Genomic DNA, 20,281 nt, shown 5'->3' with positions numbered 1-20,281 from the left:
GACCTGCACCTTTCGGTCGCTGGGAGCACGGTCGGTCACGCCGTGCGCGGGACCGCGGGGACGACGTGCTCGCCGTACGCGGCCAACGTCGCGTCCTGGGCGTCGTGCTGGAGGTAGCCGGCGAACTGGTCGACGCCGAGCTCCCGGAGCTCCGCGAGCCGTTCGAGGTGCTGCTCGGGCGTGCCGAGCAGGCAGAACCGCTCGACGATCTCGTCGGGCACGAACTGCGCGTGCGTGTTCCCCGCCCGCCCGTGCTGGCTGTAGTCGTAGCCCTCCCGGCCCGCGATGTAGTCGGTGAGCGCCGACGGGACCGCTCCGCCCGCCGCGCCGTACCGGCCGACGATGTCCGCGACGTGGTTGCCCACCATGGCGCCGAACCACCGGCACTGGTCACGCATGTGCGCCCGGGACAAGGAGTTGTCCTCGCCCACGTACATGGGCGCCGCGACGCAGAACTTCACCGACGCCGGGTCCCGGCCGGCCCGCTCCGCGGACTCCCGGACCGTGCCGATCATCCAGCGTGCGACGTCGGGGTCGGCGAGCTGGAGGATGTAGCCGTCCCCCACCTCGCCCGCGAGCGCCAGCGCCTGCGGCCCGTAGGCCGCGACCCAGACCTCGAGCGTGGACCCGTGGCTCCACGGGAAGCGCAGGGTCACCGGCTCCCCCCGGTGGTCGGTGATCTTCGCCTCGCGCGAGCTCGCCAGCTCCCGGATCACCTCGATCGACTCGCGCAGCGCCGCCATCGTCGTCGGCCTGCCGCCCTGCACGCGGACCGCGGAGTCGCCGCGCCCGATCCCGCAGACGGTCCGGTTGCCGAACATCTCGTTGAGCGTCGCGAACAGCGACGCCGTGACGGTCCAGTCGCGCGTCGCGGGGTTCGTGACCATGGGCCCGACCATGACTCGGCTGGTCTGCGCCAGGATCTGGCTGTAGATGACGAACGGCTCCTGCCACAGGATGTGCGAGTCGAACGTCCACACGTGGCTGAAGCCGGCGTCCTCCGCCGCCCGTGCGAGCGCGACCGTGCGCGCCGCGGGCGGGTCGGTCTGCAGGACGACGCCGAGGTCCACGACGCCCCTCAGACCAGGTACTGCGAGAGTCCGCGGCGCAGGAAGCGCCCGTGCCCGGCCCGGCCGTGGAACTGCCCGCCGTCGATCACGACCTGCCCCCGGGAGAGCACCGTGTCGACGTGCCCGTCGATCTCGAAGCCCTCCCACGCGGAGTGGTCCATGTTCATGTGGTGCGTCTTGCCGTACCCGATGCTCGTGTGGCCCGCGGGATCGTAGACGACGACGTCCGCGTCCGCTCCCGGGGCGAGCACCCCCTTCGTGCCGTGCAGGCCGAACATCCGGGCGGGCGTCGTGCAGCAGATCTCCACCCAGCGCTCGAGCGAGATCTTCCCGTCGACGACGCCCTGGTAGAGCAGGTCCATGCGGTGCTCGACGCCGCCGATGCCGTTGGGGATCTTCGAGAAGTTCCCCAGGCCGAGCTCCTTCTGGTCCTTCAGGCAGAACGGGCAGTGGTCGGTCGAGACGACCTGCGCCTCGTTGGTCCGCAGCGCCCGCCACAGGTCGTCCTGGTGCCCCTCCTCGCGGGACCGCAGCGGCGTCGAGCACACCCACTTCGCGCCCTCGAACCCCGGTGCGCCGAGCTGCTCCTCGAGCGAGAGGTACAGGTACTGCGGACAGGTCTCCCCGAACACGTTGAGGCCGCGGGAGCGGGCCGCCGCGATCTGCGCGATCGCCTGCTTCGCGGAGACGTGCACGACGTACAGCGGGGCGCCCGTGAGGTCCGCGAGCATGATCGCCCGGTGCGTGGCCTCCTCCTCCAGCTGCCACGGACGTGACACGCCGTGGAAGTACGGCGACGTCTCGCCGCGGGCCAGGTGCTGGGCGACGAGGGCGTCGATCGCCGGGCCGTTCTCGGCGTGCATCATGATCGTCGCGCCGTTGTCGCGGGCCCGCTGCATGGCCAGGAGGATCTGGTCGTCGGTCGAGTAGAAGACGCCCGGGTAGGCCATGAAGAGCTTGAAGCTCGTCACGCCCTCGCTCACGAGCTCGTCCATCGCCTTGAGCGCGTCCTCGTCGACCCCGCCGAGGATCTGGTGGAACCCGTAGTCGATCGCGCAGTTCCCGGCGGCCTTCTCGTGCCAGGCCGCGAGGCCGTCCTGGACGCGCTCGCCGGTCCGCTGGACGGCGAAGTCGACGATCGTCGTCGTGCCGCCCCAGGCGGCCGCCGTCGTGCCGGTCTCGAACGTGTCGGACGCGGCCGTGCCGCCGAACGGCAGCTCCATGTGCGTGTGCACGTCGACCCCGCCGGGGATGACGTACCTGCCGGTCGCGTCGATGACGCGCTCCGCGGACGCGGCGAGGTCGTGGCCGAGCGCGGTGGACCCGGGGGCGACGAGCGCGGCGATCGTCTCGCCGTCGATCAGCACGTCGGCGCGCGTGCGACCGGTGGCGTTGACCACCGTGCCGCCGGTGATGAGCGTCGTCATCGGTCCTCCCTCACGGAGCCGTGATCGCGTCGTACTGGTCCGGGCGCCGGTCGCGGTAGAACTGCCACGACTCGCGGACCCTGCGGACCTCGTCGAGGTCGAGGTCGCGGACCACGACCTCGGACTGGTCCGTGCTCGCGACGTCGCCCACGTAGTTGCCGTCCGGGCCGACGAAGTACGACGACCCGTAGAACGTCACGGCGTCCTCGCCGAACTCGTCGGACTCCCGCCCGATCCTGTTGTTGGCGCCGATGAAGTACCCGTTCGCGACCGCGGACGCCGGCTGCTCGAGCTCCCACAGCCGCTTGGAGCTGGGGGCGGTCGCCGACGGGTTGAAGACGATCTCGGCGCCGGCGAGGCCGAGCATGCGCCAGCCCTCCGGGAAGTGCCGGTCGTAGCAGATGTTGACGCCGACCTTCCCGGCGGCGGTCTCGAACACCGGCCAGCCGAGGTTTCCGGGCCGGAAGTAGAACTTCTCCCAGAACTTCGGCAGCTGCGGGATGTGCGTCTTGCGGTACTTGCCGAGGTACCGCCCGTCGGCGTCGACCACCGCGGCCGTGTTGTAGAGGACGCCCGGTGCCTCCTCCTCGTACACCGGCAGCACGACGACGATGCCGAGCTCCTGGGCGAGCGACGCGAACCGCTCGACCGTCGGCCCGGGGACGGACTCGGCGTACTCGTAGTACCTCGCGTCCTGCACGGTCCCGAAGTAGGGCCCGTAGAAGAGCTCCTGGAAGCAGATCACCTGGGCGCCCTGGTCGGCCGCCTCGCGCACGAAGCCCTCGTGCCTGGCGGTCATCGACTCCTTGTCGCCGGTCCACGTGGTCTGCGTGAGTGCCGCTCGTACGACGGTCATGGTGCCTCCGGTCGCTCGACGTTCCTGCAGCCGGTCGGCCCCTCGACCCGGACGTCGTCCGGGTCCCCTCCCCGCCAGGACTGTGACTGTGGGACCTGAACAGTTGTACTGCGTTTCGTCCCGGTTCGCTCCTCCCGCGCCGGGTTCGCCGCCGCGACGGCTGCCGTGGCTACCGGCCGCCGTGCTGGTAGCCCTCGGCGTGCAGCTGGGCCCGCGGCAGCCCCGCACGGGTCAGGTCCGCCAGGAGTGCGCGGGTCATCTCGGGCGGCCCGCAGACGAAGACGTCCCGGTTCACCAGGTCGGGCACGCGGCCGAGCAGCGAGGCCGCGGTGAGCTCCCCTCCGCCCGGCCGGGTCAGGTAGTGGAGCCGGGCGCCGGCGCGCCGGGCGAGGCCGTCGAGCTCGTCCCCGAGCGGGGCACGCCCGGCGTCGGCCGTCCGGTACAGCAGGAGGACGTCGCCGCCGGGCGGGATCGACAGCGTCTCGAACAGCGCCCGCATCGGGGCGATGCCGATGCCACCGGCGATCAGCACGACGTCGCGGCGGGTGCGCCGCCGCTCGGTGAGGATGCCGTACGGGCCCTCGGCGACGACCCGGGTGCCCGGCCGGACCGACTGCAGCGCGTGCGTCCCGTCGCCCCGCGCCGAGACGGTGAGCCGGAAGGAGTCCTGCAGCGGCGGTGCGGACAGGGAGAACGGGTGGGCGCTGCGCCAGGTGTCCGGGGTGAGGAAGCGCCAGCGGAAGTACTGTCCCGGCTGCGCGCGCAGCTCGTCGAGGCCGTCGCCGGCCACGGTGATCGAGACGGTGCCCGCGCCTTCCGCCACGACGGCCGCGACGCGCAACCGGTGCCGCATCGCGGCGCGGACCGGCACGAGGACGCGGTACTGCACGACGAGCGCGAACACCGCGGTGTAGAGGAGCGACCAGCCGACCTGCACCACCCGGTGACCGGCCATGTCCGGCCCGGCCAGCTGGTGGACGAACGCGGCGGCGACGGCCAGGTAGCTCACGAGGTGGATGCCGTGCCAGGTCTCGTACCGGATCCTGCGCCGCGCGCGACGGGCGGAGGTGACGGCGACGGCCACGAGGAGCCCGACGGCGAGGACCGCGGCGGCCAACCCCGGCATCCGCACCACCTCCACGACGGCGCTCCGGGCGTCGATGCCGCGGACCCTGGTCCACACCGCGACCGCGGCGCACGCGTGCACGGCGATGAGGGCCATGACCAGGCGGCCGCCGCGCGCGTGCCACCGGGCGAGCTCGTCGACCCCGACGGCCTGCTCGATCACGGGCCATCGCGACATCAACGCCACGAGGACCACGGCGCCGTACCCGGCGAGCATCCCCGAGACGTGCGCGACGGCGACGTCGCCGTCGATGCCCGCGCCCGGAGCACCGGCCGAGGCGCGGACCGGCCACACGGCGAGGAGGGCACCGAGCACGACCAGCACCTTGAGCAGCGCCGCGTCGCCCGCTCCGCGGTCGGCGCTCATGGCGCCGGACCCGTGCTGGGCGCCGCCGGCCACGGGTCGTTCACGGGCGATGTGGTGGGAGCGGTCAGCCCGAGCGTCAGTCCCCCGGCGAGCGCCACGCAGGCCAGCAGGACCGTCGCCCGATGCCGCCCCCACCACGTGCCCGGGGGCGTGGTCACGGCACGCTCAGCGCGAACGACGGCGTCGGAGCCTGGCGATCGACGTCCGCACGTCCCAGGAAGCCCGCCATCGTGCGCTCGGCGCCGTAGGTGCGCCGCAGCCAGCGGTAGTACAGGAAGGCGGCCGGGCCGAAGGCCGCCTGCGCCGGGACGATGACGTCGGTCCGTGCGTCGATGAACACATCGGTGATCAGCGGGAGCAGTGCCGGGACGACGGCTCCGCACAGCACGGAGATGACCGCCGCACCGCGCGCCGCCCGCGGCCCGTACGCCTTGAGCGCGGCGATCACGAACAGGCTGTAGATGAGCAGGTCGCCCAGGCCGATCGTCGCGTTGTAGATGCCGATCCGGAATCCCACGGACGGGTCGAACGGCCACCCAATGAAGCGTTGGGCGAGGGTGTTGGTGATCGGCCAGACGAACGTGAAGACGGCGTCGTAGACGGCCAGGACCAGCCCGAACCAGGCGACGTGCCGCAGCCTCATCCCGCCCTGCACGTAGAGGTTGGCGGTCGCGACGGCGGCGCCGACGACCAGCAGGTCGTTCTCGATCCAGAACAGCTGCCAGCCCACCACCGTGCCGAGCATCGTCCGGCCCATCCAGATGTTGGCGGCGATCACGACGCCCACGACGATCCAGGTCGCGGCGGGACCGAGGACGGGCCGCAGCCCGAACACCAGGGCGGAGGTGAAGGTCAGGCCGAGGACGACGAGCAACGGCGTGAGCGGCAGGACCAGGTACAGCAGCGGGAGCACGACGATGAAACCGAACACGACGACGACGTCCACGCCGTTGAACGTGCCGATCGCGGGACGCTCCATCCGGACGTGCCGCAGGTACAGGACGGAGAGCGCCATGGTGAGCAGCGTCCCCGCGATGGCCACGCCCAGCGCCAGGAAGGTGGGCAGGGTGGTGGAGGTCGGCGTGCCCATCTCAGGCTCCCACCGGCTCGGGGGCGACGAAACCGAGCTCCCGCAGGTCGCTGCGCACCCGTCGCAGGCTCGGGGCCCGATGGTCGTCGAGCACCCGCACCCGAGCGTCGAGGCCCCGTTCGGCGAAGTGGTCGGTCAGCCCGGCGCTGCTCATCCCGTCCACCGCGCCGGCCGGCAGGTCGATGCGCACGCGGCCGCCCTCCGGCTCCGCGTGGAAGCGCGCGGGCCACGGCCTGCTGGGCAGGTCCTCGACGGCCTCGACGAGCTCGCGTGGCGTCACGACGTGGCCCGGGGCGACCTCGACGAGCTGGCTCGCCTTCCCCAGCACGGCGCTGGTGCCGGGGATGCCCGCCTGCTCGCAGGTGGCCGGCCCGGCGAGCGGCCGCACGACGTCCCGGGTGTCGTAGCGCAGGACCGGCATGCACTCCCGGTAGGGGAAGTACGGCGAGACCACGAGCGTGCCGAGCTCCCCCGGCGCGGCCGGGTCCCCGGACCGGAGGTCGAGGACCTCCACGTGCCCCATCGTCAGGTCGTGGTGGAGGTGCCCCGCCGAGCAGCTGGTGGCGGTCACCGGGATGACCTCGGTCATCCCGAAGTTGTCCGAGACGGGCGCACCGAACGTCTGCTCGGCGGCCGCGCGCACGGCGGGCGACAGGATCTCGCTCACGCAGTCGATGCGGCGGAGCCGGAAGTCGTCGGGGCGCAGACCGCGGGCCTGCGCGGCGACGACCAGCTCCGCGAGATAGCTGGCGTTGACCGACATCGTCGTGGCGCTGCCGGCCAGGGCGTCGAGCGCGTCGTCGACGGCGATGATGCCCAGCACCCGGCAGCGCGCGCCGACCAGCCGGCAGGTCATCGACGCGAGCTGCACCGCCGCGGTCGCCCGCGAGCTGACGTGCACCTGCATCAGGTCGTCGCCGTGGAGCTCGTCGTGCAGGACGCCGCTCAGTGCGCCGAGCGCCGCCGCGACCTCGAGCTCGTACCGGGACAGCCAGATCTCCAGGGCGCGACCGGTGGTGCCGGTGGTCCGGGTGGCCAGATGCGGCTCGCTGCCGCGGCACAGGAAGTCCCGCGGGCGGCTCATGAGGTCGTGCTTCGTGGTGGTCGGGAGCCCGAGCAGGGTCGTGGCGTCGGCGGTCCCGACGTGGAAGCCGCTCGCGGCGAACAGCTCGGCGTAGAACGGCGACAGGTCCGCGAGGCGCCGTGCGGTGCGTCGGATGGAGCGGTCCGCGTGGTCGGCCCGGTCGGCGTCGTCCGCGAAGGGCGTCTCGATGACCTCCCGGGCCTCGAGGCCGAGCTCGCCGAACTCGGCGACCGTCGCGACCGCATCGGCGACGAGCCGCGTCAGGGAGCCGGTGTCGAACGGTCGACCCCACGTCATGCTCAGGGCCATGCGCAGCTGGCGAACGCCGGTCTCGAACACGGCGTGCTCCTTCCTGGTGAAGGCGGGGCGGAGACCGTCCGCCCGGACGGTGACCCGGGCGGACGGTCTGGGTGGACGGTCAGAAGCCGTTCCCAGCGCCGACGGCGAACATGACGGCGGACATCGAACCCAGCACGTACTTCACGTGCTTCGCGCTCTTGAGCAGAGACTTCATGGCTTTCCCTCCCTTCGAGGTGACGATCCCGGCAGGCCGATCGGTCGATCGGCCGGCGTCGTCGCGGTCGCCCGTCACGGCAGGACGACGACCTTGGCGTTCATCTCCGGGTGCACGGTGCAGGTGAGGAGGAACGTGCCCGCCGTCGTCCACGGCGGCGTGGTGTACACGTCGTTCTCCTCGAGCATCTTCAACGGGGCCATCGCACCGTGGCCCGGGTCCTTGAGCAGGCCACGCGATCCGGGGCCGATGATGTGGACCCATCGCGAGTCGTTCTGGAAGCTCAGCCGGTCCCCGCGGTGGATCGTGATCACCGGGACGCCGTCCGCTCCCCGATGGGCGTCGGGCACGCCGGTGATCTCGTACCCTTCGTGGCCCATGCCGACCATGCCGGCCGGCACCGGGTCGAGCGGCCGGGCAGCGGCAGGGATCGCCATGGCGGCGACGACGAGGGCGGCAGCGACCGTGAACCGCGGAACTCTCATCAGGACCTCCGTTCGGACTCGTCCGGATCCCCGGACGGCCACACGTGGGCGCGACGGCCGTGGGCCGTCGCGCCGGTGTCGATCGTTGTTTCCGTCGTGGCGACGGCCGGTGAGGACCGACCGTCCGGTGCGGACTGCCGGGCCGCGCTGCTGGACCCGGATCGGCGTCTGCTGGTTGCCTGCCGCAACCTGCTGACCTTGGACGAGGCAGGAGCGCGGGCACCTGATACGCCGCGCGCTCTCCACGACCGAACCGTGCCCAGAAGGTCCCCCCGAGCTGCCCCCGAGCGCGCTCGACCGTGCCCCGGGGTTCGCCCGTGGGGCGTGGCGCCACGGCGCGCGGTCGTTTTCAGGGCGCGCCCGGGCCGGCGCTGGACCGACGCCTCCGCGGCCTCGTCCAGCGAGTCCTCGAGCCCGCTACGCGCGCGCCTCGAGCACGGCCATGAAGGCGCGCATCCACTCGGGGTGGTCCGGCCATGCCCGCCCCGAGACCAGGTTGCCGTCGACCACGGCACCGCCGTTCTCGAAGATCCCGCCGCCGAGCTCGACGTCGACCTTGAGCTCGGGGTACGCGGACGACGTGCGCCCCTGCAGGACGCCCGCCGCAGCCAGCAGCATCGGTCCGTGGCACAGGGCCGCCACGGGGGCGTCGTGGTCGAAGAAGTACCGGACGATCCGCTTGGCGTCCTCGTCGTTCCGGATGAACTCCGGCGCCCGCCCGCCGGGGACGACGGCCGCGACGTAGTCCGCGGGGTCGACGTCGCGGAACGCGATGTCGGCATCCCACGTGTGGCCCGGCTTCTCCGTGTACGTGTCGAACCCCTCGACGAAGTCGTGGACCACGAACTGGAGCTTCTTCTTCTCGGGTGCCGCGATGTGGACGTCGTACCCCGCCTCGCGCAGCCGTTGGTACGGGTAGAAGACCTCCAAGGTCTCTGCCGCGTCGCCGGTCAGGATGATCACCTTCGCCACGTCCCACCCCCGTGTCCGCTCGGTCGCTCTGCGCGGCGTGCGCCGTGTCCAGTGTGCTCGCCTCGCGCGGCGTTCTTCGAGCAGGGCGCCGCCGTGCGCCACACTGCCCGGATGCCGCTCCGCCGACGACGCCGCCTCCTCGTGATCGCCGCCGCGACCGTGCTCGTCCTGCTCGGGGCCGCGGTCGCGCTCGCCTCGCGGGGGGTGCTGTGGCCGAACCGCGCGTTCGCCGCCCGGTACGAGGTCCGCGGCATCGACGTCTCGGCGCACCAGGGTGAGGTCGACTGGCCGACGGTCGCCCGCCAGGGCGTCGACTTCGCCTACGTCAAGGCGACGGAGGGGTCGTCGTTCGTCGACGCGCGGTTCGAGGACAACGTCCGGGAGGCCCGCGCGGCGGGGCTGCTGGTCGGCGCGTACCACTTCTTCAGCTTCGAGAGCAGCGGCGAGGCGCAGGCGGAGCACGTGCTCGAGACGGTCCCCGACGAGGAGGGCCTGCTGCCCGTCGCGGTCGACGTGGAGCACTACGGGGCGTTCCAGGCGCACCCGCCGGACGTGGCGACCGTCCGGGCGGAGCTGACGGCGCTCCTCGAGACCCTGCGCGCGCACGGCGAGGAGCCGGTGGTCTACGCGACCCAGGCTGCGTACGAGCGCTACGTGGCCGGGGCGTTCCCGGGCACCCCGATCTGGATCCGGTCGGTGTACGTGCCGCCGTCGATGTCGGACGCCCGCGCGTGGACGTTCTGGCAGTACTCGGCGAAGGAACGCCTCGACGGGTTCGACGGCGACGAGCCGTTCGTCGACATGAACGTGTTCCGCGGCGACGCCGACGAGCTGAGGGCACTGGCTTCCCAGCCGTGACGGTCCTGCCCCACACGGCACCCCCCGACGGCTCTCGCAAGTTTCGGACCGCCGGCCTCCGCGCGTCCTGACCCACCGGAGGGTGCGACGGCACCCGTGGGGCGGCCCCTGTTAATCGGTTCGGCGGGTCGCCAGGTCGTTCCGCACCTGCGCCCGACGTGGGCACACTCGCTTCGATAACGGTATCGACGAGGTCCCTCGGATGCCGGACGCGACACCCGCAGCCCCCGCCGAAGGCGTCCTCGACTGCAGGTCGCCGCACAGCACCTTCGACCGATCCTCGGCACAAGGGAGTGCGAAACATGTTCGACAGTTTCGGGCCACGGCAACGGCAGGGGCGGCGCCGGCTCGGCCGCCGCGGCAGGGTCCTCACGGCCCTCGGCACGGCGGCGGCGCTCGTCGCCGGCGGGCTCGCGCTCGCCACCTCGGCGTCCGCGGCGACCATCACGTCCAACGGCACAGGCACCGACGGCCTCTGGTACTCGTTCTGGACCCAGGGCGACGGTGCCGTCTCGATGGGTCTCAACGGCGGCGGCAACTACTCCACGAGCTGGACGAACGCGGGCAACTTCGTCGCCGGCAAGGGCTGGCAGACCGGGTCGCGGCGCACCGTCACCTACTCGGGGACGTGGAGCACGAGCGGCAACGCCTACCTCGCGCTCTACGGGTGGACCACCAACCCGCTCGTCGAGTACTACATCGTCGACAACTACGGCACCTACCGGCCGACGGGGACGTTCAAGGGCACCGTCACGTCCGACGGCGGCACGTACGACATCTACCAGACGACCCGCACCAACCAGCCCTCGATCATCGGCACCGCCACGTTCAACCAGTACTGGGCGGTCCGGCAGTCCAAGCGCACGAGCGGCTCGATCACGGTCGGCAACTTCTTCGACGCGTGGGCCAGCCACGGCATGCAGCTCGGCACGCAGAACTACCAGATCCTCGCGACCGAGGGGTACCAGTCGTCCGGCAGCTCGAACATCACCGTGTCGGAAGGGAACCCGCCGCCGACCTCGCCGCCACCGACCTCGCCGCCGGTCACTCCCCCGCCGACGAGCCCACCCCCCTCGGGTGGTGGGGGCTGCAGCGCGACGGTGTCGGTCAACCAGTGGCAGGGCGGCTTCGTCGCGACCGTGCGCGTCACGGCAGGCTCGTCGGCGGTCCGCGGGTGGTCCGTCGGCCTGACGCTGCCGTCGGGCGCGACGATCAGCAACGCGTGGAACGCCACGGCGAGCGGGACCAGCGGCTCCGTCCGGCTGTCGAACGCCGCCTGGAACGGCACCGTGGCCGCGGGCCAGACCACCGAGCTCGGCTTCCAGGCGACCGGCACCGCGGGCACCCTGACGCCGACCTGCACGGCGTCCTGACGGCGACCTGCACCGCGTCCTGACGCCGACCCGCACGGCGTCCTGACGGCGACCGGGCCGGTCGTCCTCGTCGGAGCTCTCGACGAGGACGACCGGCCCGTCGTTCTGCCCCGGAATGTCGGCCCAGGTCAGCGCGTTGGGGCGGACGGTCCGAGCCCCGGTCGTCGGGGCGGAGCGGCCGCCAGACGCCCGTCCTACCCGTACCGGAGGTACCCGTGTCCGTGCCCGTCCCTGCCGCGCCCGCCTCGCAGTCGTCCGGCTCACCCGCGCCCGGGTCCCCGTCCCCCGCGGGCCCGTCCCCCGCGCGGCCGCCGTCGGTGCACCGTCGCGCCCTCCTGACCTGGGTCGCCGTGTACCCCACGATCACCGTCGCGCTGCTCCTGCTGCGCCCGCTGATCCACGGCCTCCCGGTCGTGCTGCAGACGCTCGTCCTCACCGCGGTCGTCGTGCCGCCGGTCGTCTACGTCGTGATCCCGGCGCTCGCGCGGCTCGACGCGCGCCTCGCCCGGCGCCGCTCCCGCTGACGCCGCCGCCCCTCCTGACGTCGCCGTCGGCCCCCTGACCTGGGCGGACACCAGGTCAGGGCGCCGCGCCCGGACCGTGGTGGTGCCACCACCAGTATCACCAGCAATGGTCCCGACAGAGGCTGGGTACCCGGGTGGACCGCCGCCAGGATCGTCGTCGTGAGCCCGGCACGAGAGCCGGGCCCACCTGACCCGGGGGGCGACATGATCGAGAAGTACATCGAGCGGATGACCGCCTGGCCGACCCAGGACGCCGTGATCGACGCAGCCGGGACGACGACCTACCTCGAGCTCCTCGCCGACATCTCCCGGCTGGGCGACGCGTTCCGTGCGGCCGGCATCCCAGCCGGCGCGGTCGTCGCCGTGGAGGCGCAGCACTCGGCCCAGGCCGGCGCCGCGCTGCTGGCCCTCGCCGAGCTCGGCGCGATCTGCGTCCCCATGACGCGGCTGCCCGAGGAGAAGACCCGCGAGTTCCTCGACGTCGGCGAGGTCGAGTGGCTGGTCGGCGTGGCGGCGGACCCGTCGACGGCTCCCACGGTCGCCCCGACGGGGGTCCGTGCGACCCACGCGCTGTACGGGCGGCTCCGCGAGGCGGGCGTCCCGGGGCTGGTCCTGTTCAGCTCGGGCACCACCGGCCGCAGCAAGGCGTCCGTGCTGGACCTGACCCGCATCCTCGAGCGGTACGTCGGCGACCGACCCGCCCAGCGGATCCTGTCCTTCCTCAACCTGGACCACATCGGCGGCATCAACACCCTGTTCCACACGCTCGGCCAGGGCGGCACCGTGGTGACGGTCCCCGACCGGACGCCGGACGAGGTGCTCGCGACGATCGAGCGGCACCGGGTCAACGTGCTGCCGACGACGCCGACGTTCCTCACGATGCTGCTGATCAGCGGTGCCGTCGAGCGGTACGACCTGTCGTCGCTCACCCACATCACGTACGGCACCGAGCCGATGCCCGCGCAGACGCTCCGGCGCCTCGCCGAGACGCTCCCCGAGGTGCGGCTCAAGCAGACCTACGGCCTGTCCGAGCTCGGGATCCTCGCGACGAAGTCCCGGGGGAACGACAGCCTCTGGGTCAAGCTCGGCGGCGACGGCTTCGACTACAAGATCATCGACGGCGTCCTGTGGATCCGGTCGCGGATGGCGATGCTCGGGTACCTCAACGCGGAGGCGCCGTTCGACGAGGACGGCTACTTCAACACGCAGGACGCGGTCCGGGTCGACGGCGAGTACGTGCAGATCCTGGGGCGCAAGTCCGAGATCATCAACGTCGCGGGCGAGAAGGTCTACCCGAACGAGGTCGAGTCGGTGCTCCTGGAGCTCGACAACGTCCTGGACGTCACCGTCTCGGCCCTGCCCAGCCCGGTCACCGGGCAGGTCGTCCAGGCGGGTCTGCTCCTGGCCGAGCCCGAGGACCCCCGCGCGCTGCGCCGCCGGGTCGACGCGCACTGCCGGGACCGGCTCGAGCCGTACAAGATCCCCGCGAAGATCGTCGTCACCGAGGGCGCCCACCATTCGGAGCGGTTCAAGAAGGTCCGCGCATGAGCGCCGTCACGACCGGTGCCGCCCCGCGCGTCGCGCTCGTCAGCGGCGCGAGCCGTGGCCTCGGGCTGGCCGTGGCGGAGCGTCTCCTGGCCGCCGGCTGGTCCGTGGGCACGTTCAGCCGCTCCAGCACCGACGAGCTCGACAAGGTCCTCGAGAACTGGCCCGACACGTTCTCCTGGACGCCGGGCGACGTCGCGAAGGACGACATGCGCCAGCACGTGCGCACGCTCCAGGAGCGGTTCGGGCCGGTCGACGCGCTGGTGAACAACGCCGGGGTGCTCCACCAGGAGCTGTTCCTCACGATGCCGGAGCAGCGGATCGACGAGCTGCTCGCGGTGAACCTCGCGGGCCCGGCCCGGCTGGCCCAGGCGTGCGCGCGGCAGATGTCGGTGCGAGGTCGTGGGGTCATCCTCAACGTCTCGTCCATCAACTCGCTGCGCGGCTTCCGCGGGGTCGCGGCCTACGCGGCGGCCAAGGCAGGGCTCGACGGCCTCACACGCTCGCTCGCCCGCGAGCTCGGGCCGGCGGGGATCCGGGTCAACTCCCTGGTCCCCGGGTACTTCGAGACGGCGATGACCTCGCAGGTCACCGACGAGAACAGGGTGCGGATCACCCGGCGGACCCCGCTCGGCCGCCTGGGCACGACCGACGAGATCGCCCGCGTCGCCACGTTCCTGCTCTCGGACGAGGCGGCCTTCATCACGGGACAGACCATCACGGTGGACGGAGGACTCACATGCTGAACGACGCACACATCACCGACATCGTCACCAGCGCGATCATCGACCTGCTCGGTGACCTGCACGACGAGCACGACGACATCCCCCTGGACGCCACCTTCGCGGAGGTGGGGCTCAACTCCCTCATGCTGGCACGGCTGGTGATCGCCCTGGAGACGGAGGTCGGGGTCGACCCGTTCACCGGCGACAGGTCGATCGTGGACGTGCACACCGTGCGCGAGCTCGTCGCGGTGTACGCGGAGGTGGCGGGCGACGAGCAGTCCGCCGCGCTGGCCCGATGACGCTCCTCACCTTCGGCTCGGTCGACGACTACCTCGGTCCCGCGGACGAGCGGTTCTTCGGCGCCGGCTACCGCCGCTCGGAGCTCGACCTCAGCGACGTCGAGGTCGGGCCGGACACGGCGGAGGGCACCCTGGCGGTCGGCTACCCGTCGGACTGGTCGCGCAAGAAGGTCGGCATCGACCTGCGCCCTCACCTGTCCACGGTGGACGGGCTGCTGGTCGCCGTCCAGCTCACGGACGCGCTGCTGACGAACCGCCTCGGCCTGTCGCAGGCCGGCCGTGCAGCGGTCGAGCTGACGAAGATCGTCGTCCAGGCCGGGACGGAGCCCGACGAGGACCTCGGCGCGCTGCCCGTCCGTGCCGCGGTCCGACGCAGCACGACGGACGACGACGGCCGGTCGTCGACCGTCGTCGACGTCTCGGTGGGCCGGATGCGGCTGCGGTGCCACGTCGCTCACCCGGCGGCGGCCCCGGGCGCCGACGCGGGCTCCCGGACCGTGCTCGACGTCCTCGGCGACCCGGCGCGGCGCTTCTGGGGCGAGGGGTACCGCGCGAGCCGGCAGGCGATCCGCGACGTCGTCGTGGACGTGGCCCGCCTGCACGCGACCGCCGACCTCACGACCGCGACGCTGCCCGCGACGGTCGACGAGGGCCTCGGGGGCCGCCCTGACCCCGTGACGGTCGTCGACGCGTTCGTCAGCTCGCTGCAGGTCTTCCAGATCCTGCTCTACGAGCTCGACGGCCTGAGCCGGGCCGAGTCGAACACGCTCTGGATGCAGCAGACGACCCTGACGCTCGACCCCGAGCGCCGGGACGCGCGGGACCTGACCGTCGACATCACGGCGTCCGAGCTCATCGAGCTGGCCAACGGCACGTGGCGCAACCTCACCTTCGACGCGGTGACCGGCCCCGTCCGGCAGCGCAGCGTCTTCGCCCACCACCTCCCGGTCGGCGCCGCCGCCCTCAGCCGGTGACGACCCGCAACCTCTTGGAGCAGACATGAAGCTGGCAATCTCCGGCACCTACTCGTCCGGCAAGACCTCGACGGTGATGGCGCTGTCCTACTACACGGGGGTGCCCCGCACCGTGGCCGCGGCCATCCGCGAGATCATGCCGGAGGCCGTCCCCGGCAAGCGGCTCGCGGAGGTCACCCCGGCCGAGTACCTGCAGCTCGCGGTCCGGCGGCACGCCGGCCGCGTCGCCGCCGAGGCGCGGCTGGGCGACTCGTTCCTCTCGGACGGCACGTCCCTGCAGGAGTGGATCTACGCCTCCGCACGCGTCCGCTTCGGCATGGACCCGGGCGCCGGGCACGTCGTCGCCCGCGAGGACCTCGACCTCGAGATGCTCTTCTTCGAGAAGGTCACCGACCAGCTCGGCCACGCCTTCCGGCAGCACGTCGCGGGGACCTACGACGCGGTCGTGCACCTCGTCAACGAGCGGCCGATCGCGGACGACGGCCACCGGCCCATGAACGAGGCGTTCCGCACGTACTGCGACGACATGCTGCTGCGCACCGTGCACGAGCTCGGCATCCCGTTGCACGAGTACCGGGGCTCGATCGAGGAGCGGCTCGAGCAGCTGTCCGCGCAGTTCTCCCTCACCCCGGTCATGTCCGTCGAGGACGCGATCGAGCGGATGCGCGAGGACTACGCCGCCATCGACAAGCGTCTCGAGCACGAGCGCGCGCTCGCCGGGACGCCGCGGTGACGATGCTGTTCTGCCTCTCGCACGCGGGCGGGGTCGCGACGACCGTCTACCGGTCGTGGCAGGCCGAGCTCGCCCCCGAGCACGAGGTGGTCCCGCTCGACTACGCCGGCCGGGGCGTCCGGTCGCACGAGGCTCCCGACTCGTCACCCGAGGCCGTCGTGGAGGACGTCGCCCGCTGCGTCGCCCGGCAGGTGCCGCCGGGCGACCCGTGGGCGGTCTTCGGGCACAGCATGGGCGCGATGGTGGCGTACCGCGTCGCGGCGCGCGCCTGCCACGACCCGGCGCTGACGGCGCCGCAGGTGGTGCTGGTGTCCGGCCGCCGCCCGCCCGGCGACCGTCCCGTGCGGCCGCTCGGGGCGACCTCGGTCGACGACCTGCTGGCGGACGCCGTCGCGTGGGGCGGCATCCCGCCGGAGGTCGGCGCACGGCCTCACCTCGCACGACCGCTGCTGCGCCGCCTCGTCGACGACCTGCGGCTGTCGCACGACCCGCCGGGGCACGCCCCGGTGCTCACCTGCCCGCTGCACGTCCTGTGGAGCGACGACGACCCGCTCACCCGGACCGACCGGATCGGGCGGTGGGTGCAGGCGTCCAACGGGTACGTCGGCTTCCACCGGTTCGCCGGCGACCACTTCTTCCTCGGGGACGGGGCGCGCCTCGCGATCCCGCTCGTCCGCGAGGTGCTGCGGCAGACCGCGCCGGACCGCCGGCCGGTCGCAGCAGTGTGACGGCCGTCCACCAGCACCGTCCGACCCACCATCAACCAACCACCACGAAGGGGGCTCTCATGGCGACACCCAAGGTCGCGATCGCCTACTACTCCGGCTTCGGCCACACGCAGGTGCTCGCCGACGCCGTCGCGAACGGAGCGAAGTCCGGCGGCGCCGAGGTGACGCTGATCCAGGTCGACCAGATCACCGACGAGGACTGGGCGGCGCTCGACGGCGCCGACGCGATCATCTTCGGCTCGCCCACGTACATGGGCAGCGCCTCGGGCAAGTTCCACGTGTTCGCGGAGTCCACGAGCAAGCGGTGGGCGACCAAGGCGTGGCAGGACAAGATCGGCTCCGGGTTCACCAACGCCGCGTGCAAGGCCGGCGACAAGCACTCGACGCTCGCGTACTTCGCGACGCTCGGGGCCCAGCACCTCATGAACTGGGTGAACCTGGGTCTGCACCCGGGCTGGCACACCAGCAAGGAGACCGAGGACGACCTCAACCGTCTCGGCTACTTCAACGGCGCGGCGGCCACGACGCCGGCCGACCTCCCCGTCGACGCGGTGCATCCCGCCGACATCGCCACGGCCGAGCACCTCGGCAACCGCGTCGCGGAGTTCACCGAGATCGTCCTCGCGGGTCGCGAGGCGCTCGCCAAGGCCTGACCACATCCGGCACAGGAAAACAACGAGAGGGAACACCCATCATGACGAACACCCAGACCCTGACGTCCACCGACGAGGTCGTCGACGCCTTCTTCACGGCGTTCGGCTCGGGCGACAGCGAGACCCTGCTCGGTCTCTTCTCCGGCCCGACGGACCTGCGTGCCAACGGCGCGCCGAACGTGCCGTGGGTCGGTGCGAAGGCCACGAAGGACGAGGTCGCCGCCTTCTTCGGGAGCTTCGGCGAGACGCTCGACTTCCAGTCGTTCGAGCTGCACAGCCGCATCACCGAGGGCGCGAACGCTGTCGCTTTCGCGACCGCCGTCTTCGCGGTGAAGGCCACCGGCAAGACGTTCCGGAACGACCTGGCGATCCACTTCTCGGTCGCCGACGGCAAGATCACGCGCTACCACGTCTACGAGGACAGCTACGCCATCCACGAGGCGTTCAACGCCTGACCGAGGGCCGTAGGGACAGCTGGGCCGCGACGGGTCGGGGAAACCCGTCGCGGCCCACCCGCACGAACCACCGGAGGCACCCGCTGATGGCAAGGACGCCACGCAGCATCGCCTACTTCGACGTCGACGAGACCCTCGTCACCCGCGCGACCATGTGGGGCTTCCTCGGCTACTACCTCGTCGCGACCACCGAGCCCGCGCGGCACCCGGACGTCGAGGAGCGCATGGCGACGCTGCGGTCCCACCGCAGGCCGAGGGCGCAGGAGACCTCGGCACTGATCGGCAACCTCGCCGGGGCGGCCGTCGAGGACGTGACCCGGCTCGGGCAGGCGTGGCTCCGGGCCGAGCTGCGGCGAGGCGACTTCTTCCACCGCCCCGCGCTCGACGCGCTGCTGGCGCACCAGGGTGCCGGCCACCGGATCGCGCTGGTGTCGTGCTCGCTGCCCGCCGTCCTGGCCCCGCTCGCCCGCCTGCTCGACGTCGGCGACGTGTGGTGCACGTCGCCGGAGATCCGGAACGGGCGCTACACCGGCGAGCTGTCCGCCCCGCCGATGCTCGGCGAGCGCAAGGCGGCCGCGGTCGAGCTGACCGCGACGACGAACCGCGCCGACCTGGCGGACTGCACGGCCTACGGCGACCACGTCACGGACCTGCCGATGCTGCGGATGACCGGGCACGCGGTCGTCGTCGGCGAGGACAGCACGCTCACCCGGGTCGCACGGCAGCACGGCTGGCGCCGGCTCCCCGGCGTCCCGCGGTGACGGTGCGGCGACGGTCGATCGGCACGGTGCTCGTCGTCGCAGGCCAGGGGCGCGCCGACCGTCCGACGGTCCGAGGGGACGAGGCGGCCGCTGGCTAGGATCAAACCATGACAAACGGAACGCCCCAGGCCACCGCCTCCGCGCTGCAGCTCGGACGATTCCTCGCCGCGCGCCGTGCCGAGGCCTCGCCCGAGGCGGTGGGCCTGCCGTCACGACGCCGTCGGCGTCCGGGCCTGCGCCGCGAGGAGGTCGCGATGCTGGCCGGCGTGGGCGCCTCCTGGTACCAGTGGATCGAGCAGGGGCGGGCCCGGAACGTCTCCCGGGAGGTGCTGGAGTCGATCTCCCGGACCCTCCAGCTCGACCGGGTGCAGCACCGGTACATGCTGAACCTCGCCGGCCTCTCGGAGGCGGACTCCTCGCTGCCGAGCTACGACCACCCGCTGATGGAGACGGTCGCCCTCGGGTACATGCCCCAGCCGGCGTACGTCGTGGACCGGTGCTGGAACGTGGTGTGCGCCAACGACGCGGCCGTCGAGGTCTTCGGCCCGCGGCTCGACGGGGGCAACTACCTGCGCCTGCTGTTCACCGACCGCTCCGTCCAGGACCGCTACGTCGACTGGCGCAGCGAGGCGGCAAACACGCTGGCCCGGTTCCAGGCGCAGGCCGCCGGGTACATCGAGGCGCCCGACGTCCGCGACCTGATCCGCGAGCTGCGGGAGCAGTGCGTGGACTTCGCCGAGATGTGGGACACGCAGAACGTGTCGCGCACGTGCAGCGCCCTGGCGATGCGGTCGGACCCGACCGAGATCCACCTGTTCGAGCAGGTGACGCTGCAGTTCACGTGCGTCGGCGGGTTCAGCCTCGTGCTGCTGATCCCGAGCGCGACGTCGTCCGATCAGCCGTCGCTCGCGCTCGAGGCCGACCCGCTGCGGACGGCCAGCGCCACGATGTGACCGGGGACCGCCCGGTCCACGACCGTCCAGCCCGGCGGGGCGCCGGTCAGGTCGTCGGCGTCGAGCCTGCCGTCGAGGCCCGTGCCCACCGCCTTGGCGTGGGCCTCCTTGCGGGTCCACAGGCGGGTGAAGGCGGCCGGGCGATCGCTCTCAGGTGCGTGCTCGACGAGCCGTCGTTCCGCCGGGTGCAGGCGGGGAACGACGACGAGCGCGTCCGCCCCGACGACCGGCTCGACGTCGACGCCGACAGGGAACCCGCGGCCGGCGACCGCGACGGCGACCAGCCCGCCGCCGTGCGAGAGCGAGAACTCGACCACGGGGCCGCAGCCCGCGGGCGCTCGGTCTGACACCCGACCCGGGGCAGCGGCCGTGCCGTCCGCGCCGTCGACGAGGACGGGCCGGCCGCGCGGACCGCGGCGCAGCGGGTGCGCCTGCCGGCCGAACCGCAGGGCCCGCGGGTCGGCATCCAGCGCGGCCGCGAGCACGAGCCGCAGCGCCGTGTGCGCCGTCAGGTAGCGAGCCCGGTCGCGTGCCGGGCGCAACCGGGACAGCTGCGCGCGCTCGGAGGCGTCGAGCACGTCGGGCAGCCCGGCGCGCGGGTCAGCCGGGGCGCGGCCGTCGTGCGCGTCGGCGTGCGGGTCGGCGTGCGGGTCGGCGTGCGGGTCGGCGTGCGGGTCGGCGTGCGGGTCGGCGTGCGGGTCGGCGTGCGG

General features: G+C 72.6%; 22 protein-coding genes. 13 read left to right on the top strand and 9 right to left on the bottom strand.

All coding sequences use genetic code 11. The features are described 5' to 3' along the window. Positions 1-35 precede the first annotated feature (35 nt). From Cch01nite_RS12260 to Cch01nite_RS12225, 8 genes are all read right to left on the bottom strand, one after another. Entirely contained in the window at positions 36-1,070 is a 1,035-nt protein-coding gene (locus tag Cch01nite_RS12260; RefSeq protein ID WP_203754516.1) for a TIGR03842 family LLM class F420-dependent oxidoreductase, read from the bottom strand. Positions 1,071-1,078: 8 nt separating this feature from the next. Then, positions 1,079-2,497 carry a dihydropyrimidinase gene (hydA, locus tag Cch01nite_RS12255; protein WP_203754513.1) on the bottom strand — a complete coding sequence of 473 codons (1,419 nt, stop codon included), beginning with the start codon at positions 2,495-2,497 and terminating at the stop codon, positions 1,079-1,081. A 10-nt stretch (positions 2,498-2,507) separates the two neighbouring features. After that, positions 2,508-3,353: a nitrilase-related carbon-nitrogen hydrolase gene (locus tag Cch01nite_RS12250; protein ID WP_203754510.1), complete on the bottom strand. Its 846-nt coding sequence runs from the start codon at positions 3,351-3,353 to the stop codon at positions 2,508-2,510. A gap of 169 nt (positions 3,354-3,522) precedes the next feature. Continuing rightward, entirely contained in the window at positions 3,523-4,845 is a 1,323-nt protein-coding gene (locus Cch01nite_RS12245) for a ferredoxin reductase family protein (RefSeq protein ID WP_203754507.1), read from the bottom strand. Positions 4,846-4,999: 154 nt separating this feature from the next. Further along, on the bottom strand, positions 5,000-5,935 hold the full coding sequence (locus Cch01nite_RS12240; RefSeq protein WP_203754493.1) for a hypothetical protein: 936 nt from the start codon (positions 5,933-5,935) through the stop codon (positions 5,000-5,002). 1 nt (position 5,936) lies between these two features. Continuing rightward, positions 5,937-7,358: a phenylacetate--CoA ligase family protein gene (locus Cch01nite_RS12235; RefSeq protein WP_203754491.1), complete on the bottom strand. Its 1,422-nt coding sequence runs from the start codon at positions 7,356-7,358 to the stop codon at positions 5,937-5,939. Positions 7,359-7,607: 249 nt separating this feature from the next. Further along, positions 7,608-8,018, bottom strand: a complete 411-nt coding sequence (locus Cch01nite_RS12230) for a PH domain-containing protein (RefSeq protein ID WP_203754489.1) — start codon at positions 8,016-8,018, stop codon at positions 7,608-7,610. Positions 8,019-8,435: 417 nt separating this feature from the next. Next, on the bottom strand, positions 8,436-8,981 hold the full coding sequence (locus Cch01nite_RS12225; RefSeq protein WP_239070406.1) for a DJ-1/PfpI family protein: 546 nt from the start codon (positions 8,979-8,981) through the stop codon (positions 8,436-8,438). 120 nt (positions 8,982-9,101) lie between these two features. Here Cch01nite_RS12225 and Cch01nite_RS12220 point away from each other — a divergent pair, with 120 nt between their 5' ends. From Cch01nite_RS12220 to Cch01nite_RS12160, 13 genes are all read left to right on the top strand, one after another. Continuing rightward, entirely contained in the window at positions 9,102-9,848 is a 747-nt protein-coding gene (locus Cch01nite_RS12220; protein ID WP_239070404.1) for a GH25 family lysozyme, read from the top strand. A gap of 302 nt (positions 9,849-10,150) precedes the next feature. Beyond that, positions 10,151-11,221, top strand: coding sequence for a glycoside hydrolase family 11 protein (locus tag Cch01nite_RS22930; protein ID WP_203754484.1), 1,071 nt, complete (start codon positions 10,151-10,153; stop codon positions 11,219-11,221). A gap of 215 nt (positions 11,222-11,436) precedes the next feature. After that, positions 11,437-11,745 carry a putative antibiotic biosynthesis monooxygenase gene (locus tag Cch01nite_RS12210; protein ID WP_203754481.1) on the top strand — a complete coding sequence of 103 codons (309 nt, stop codon included), beginning with the start codon at positions 11,437-11,439 and terminating at the stop codon, positions 11,743-11,745. Positions 11,746-11,904: 159 nt separating this feature from the next. After that, positions 11,905-13,293: an ANL family adenylate-forming protein gene (locus Cch01nite_RS12205; protein WP_203754479.1), complete on the top strand. Its 1,389-nt coding sequence runs from the start codon at positions 11,905-11,907 to the stop codon at positions 13,291-13,293. Continuing rightward, positions 13,290-14,036 (top strand): SDR family NAD(P)-dependent oxidoreductase, encoded by a 747-nt coding sequence (locus tag Cch01nite_RS12200; RefSeq protein ID WP_203754476.1) that lies wholly within the window; start codon positions 13,290-13,292, stop codon positions 14,034-14,036. The genes Cch01nite_RS12205 and Cch01nite_RS12200 overlap by 4 nt, the downstream gene beginning before the upstream one ends. Then, positions 14,030-14,314: an acyl carrier protein gene (locus Cch01nite_RS12195; protein ID WP_203754474.1), complete on the top strand. Its 285-nt coding sequence runs from the start codon at positions 14,030-14,032 to the stop codon at positions 14,312-14,314. Before Cch01nite_RS12200 ends, Cch01nite_RS12195 begins: the two co-directional genes overlap by 7 nt. After that, on the top strand, positions 14,311-15,288 hold the full coding sequence (locus tag Cch01nite_RS12190; RefSeq protein ID WP_203754472.1) for an AvrD family protein: 978 nt from the start codon (positions 14,311-14,313) through the stop codon (positions 15,286-15,288). The genes Cch01nite_RS12195 and Cch01nite_RS12190 overlap by 4 nt, the downstream gene beginning before the upstream one ends. A gap of 25 nt (positions 15,289-15,313) precedes the next feature. Then, on the top strand, positions 15,314-16,021 hold the full coding sequence (locus Cch01nite_RS12185) for an AAA family ATPase (RefSeq protein ID WP_203754470.1): 708 nt from the start codon (positions 15,314-15,316) through the stop codon (positions 16,019-16,021). Between the two features lie 2 nt (positions 16,022-16,023). Beyond that, positions 16,024-16,749, top strand: coding sequence for a thioesterase II family protein (locus Cch01nite_RS12180; RefSeq protein ID WP_239070486.1), 726 nt, complete (start codon positions 16,024-16,026; stop codon positions 16,747-16,749). Positions 16,750-16,808: 59 nt separating this feature from the next. Beyond that, positions 16,809-17,402, top strand: a complete 594-nt coding sequence (locus Cch01nite_RS12175; protein ID WP_203754466.1) for a flavodoxin family protein — start codon at positions 16,809-16,811, stop codon at positions 17,400-17,402. A 41-nt stretch (positions 17,403-17,443) separates the two neighbouring features. Further along, complete coding sequence (locus Cch01nite_RS12170) at positions 17,444-17,857, top strand: nuclear transport factor 2 family protein (protein ID WP_203754465.1); 414 nt, start codon at positions 17,444-17,446, stop codon at positions 17,855-17,857. Between the two features lie 86 nt (positions 17,858-17,943). Then, positions 17,944-18,618: an HAD family hydrolase gene (locus tag Cch01nite_RS12165; protein WP_203754463.1), complete on the top strand. Its 675-nt coding sequence runs from the start codon at positions 17,944-17,946 to the stop codon at positions 18,616-18,618. Between the two features lie 107 nt (positions 18,619-18,725). Then, the gene (locus tag Cch01nite_RS12160; protein WP_203754461.1) at positions 18,726-19,571 is read left to right on the top strand and encodes a helix-turn-helix transcriptional regulator; all 846 of its coding nucleotides are present in this window, start codon (positions 18,726-18,728) and stop codon (positions 19,569-19,571) included. Here the strand turns inward: Cch01nite_RS12160 and Cch01nite_RS12155 are convergent. After that, positions 19,514-20,281, bottom strand: a 768-nt coding sequence (locus tag Cch01nite_RS12155; protein ID WP_203754457.1) for a 4'-phosphopantetheinyl transferase family protein, incomplete at its 5' end; no start/stop codon positions are given. The two genes, Cch01nite_RS12160 and Cch01nite_RS12155, sit on opposite strands and share 58 nt — an antisense overlap.

Origin of the sequence: Cellulomonas chitinilytica, from assembly GCF_016862675.1 — a bacterium.
Lineage (GTDB): Bacteria > Actinomycetota > Actinomycetes > Actinomycetales > Cellulomonadaceae > Cellulomonas > Cellulomonas chitinilytica.
Note: the sequence above shows the minus strand (reverse complement) of the source record. Positions and strands in the feature narration are given on the sequence as shown.

Coding starts and splice junctions, on each gene's coding strand:
- Cch01nite_RS12195 (WP_203754474.1), top strand. CDS start 14,030: ATGCTGAACGACGCACACATCACCGACATCGTCACCAGCGCGATCATC.
- Cch01nite_RS12245 (WP_203754507.1), bottom strand. CDS start 4,845: ATGAGCGCCGACCGCGGAGCGGGCGACGCGGCGCTGCTCAAGGTGCTG.
- Cch01nite_RS12170 (WP_203754465.1), top strand. CDS start 17,444: ATGACGAACACCCAGACCCTGACGTCCACCGACGAGGTCGTCGACGCC.
- hydA (WP_203754513.1), bottom strand. CDS start 2,497: ATGACGACGCTCATCACCGGCGGCACGGTGGTCAACGCCACCGGTCGC.
- Cch01nite_RS12165 (WP_203754463.1), top strand. CDS start 17,944: ATGGCAAGGACGCCACGCAGCATCGCCTACTTCGACGTCGACGAGACC.
- Cch01nite_RS12175 (WP_203754466.1), top strand. CDS start 16,809: ATGGCGACACCCAAGGTCGCGATCGCCTACTACTCCGGCTTCGGCCAC.
- Cch01nite_RS12160 (WP_203754461.1), top strand. CDS start 18,726: ATGACAAACGGAACGCCCCAGGCCACCGCCTCCGCGCTGCAGCTCGGA.
- Cch01nite_RS12220 (WP_239070404.1), top strand. CDS start 9,102: ATGCCGCTCCGCCGACGACGCCGCCTCCTCGTGATCGCCGCCGCGACC.
- Cch01nite_RS12200 (WP_203754476.1), top strand. CDS start 13,290: ATGAGCGCCGTCACGACCGGTGCCGCCCCGCGCGTCGCGCTCGTCAGC.
- Cch01nite_RS12180 (WP_239070486.1), top strand. CDS start 16,024: ATGCTGTTCTGCCTCTCGCACGCGGGCGGGGTCGCGACGACCGTCTAC.
- Cch01nite_RS12190 (WP_203754472.1), top strand. CDS start 14,311: ATGACGCTCCTCACCTTCGGCTCGGTCGACGACTACCTCGGTCCCGCG.
- Cch01nite_RS12240 (WP_203754493.1), bottom strand. CDS start 5,935: ATGGGCACGCCGACCTCCACCACCCTGCCCACCTTCCTGGCGCTGGGC.
- Cch01nite_RS12230 (WP_203754489.1), bottom strand. CDS start 8,018: ATGAGAGTTCCGCGGTTCACGGTCGCTGCCGCCCTCGTCGTCGCCGCC.
- Cch01nite_RS12185 (WP_203754470.1), top strand. CDS start 15,314: ATGAAGCTGGCAATCTCCGGCACCTACTCGTCCGGCAAGACCTCGACG.
- Cch01nite_RS22930 (WP_203754484.1), top strand. CDS start 10,151: ATGTTCGACAGTTTCGGGCCACGGCAACGGCAGGGGCGGCGCCGGCTC.
- Cch01nite_RS12250 (WP_203754510.1), bottom strand. CDS start 3,353: ATGACCGTCGTACGAGCGGCACTCACGCAGACCACGTGGACCGGCGAC.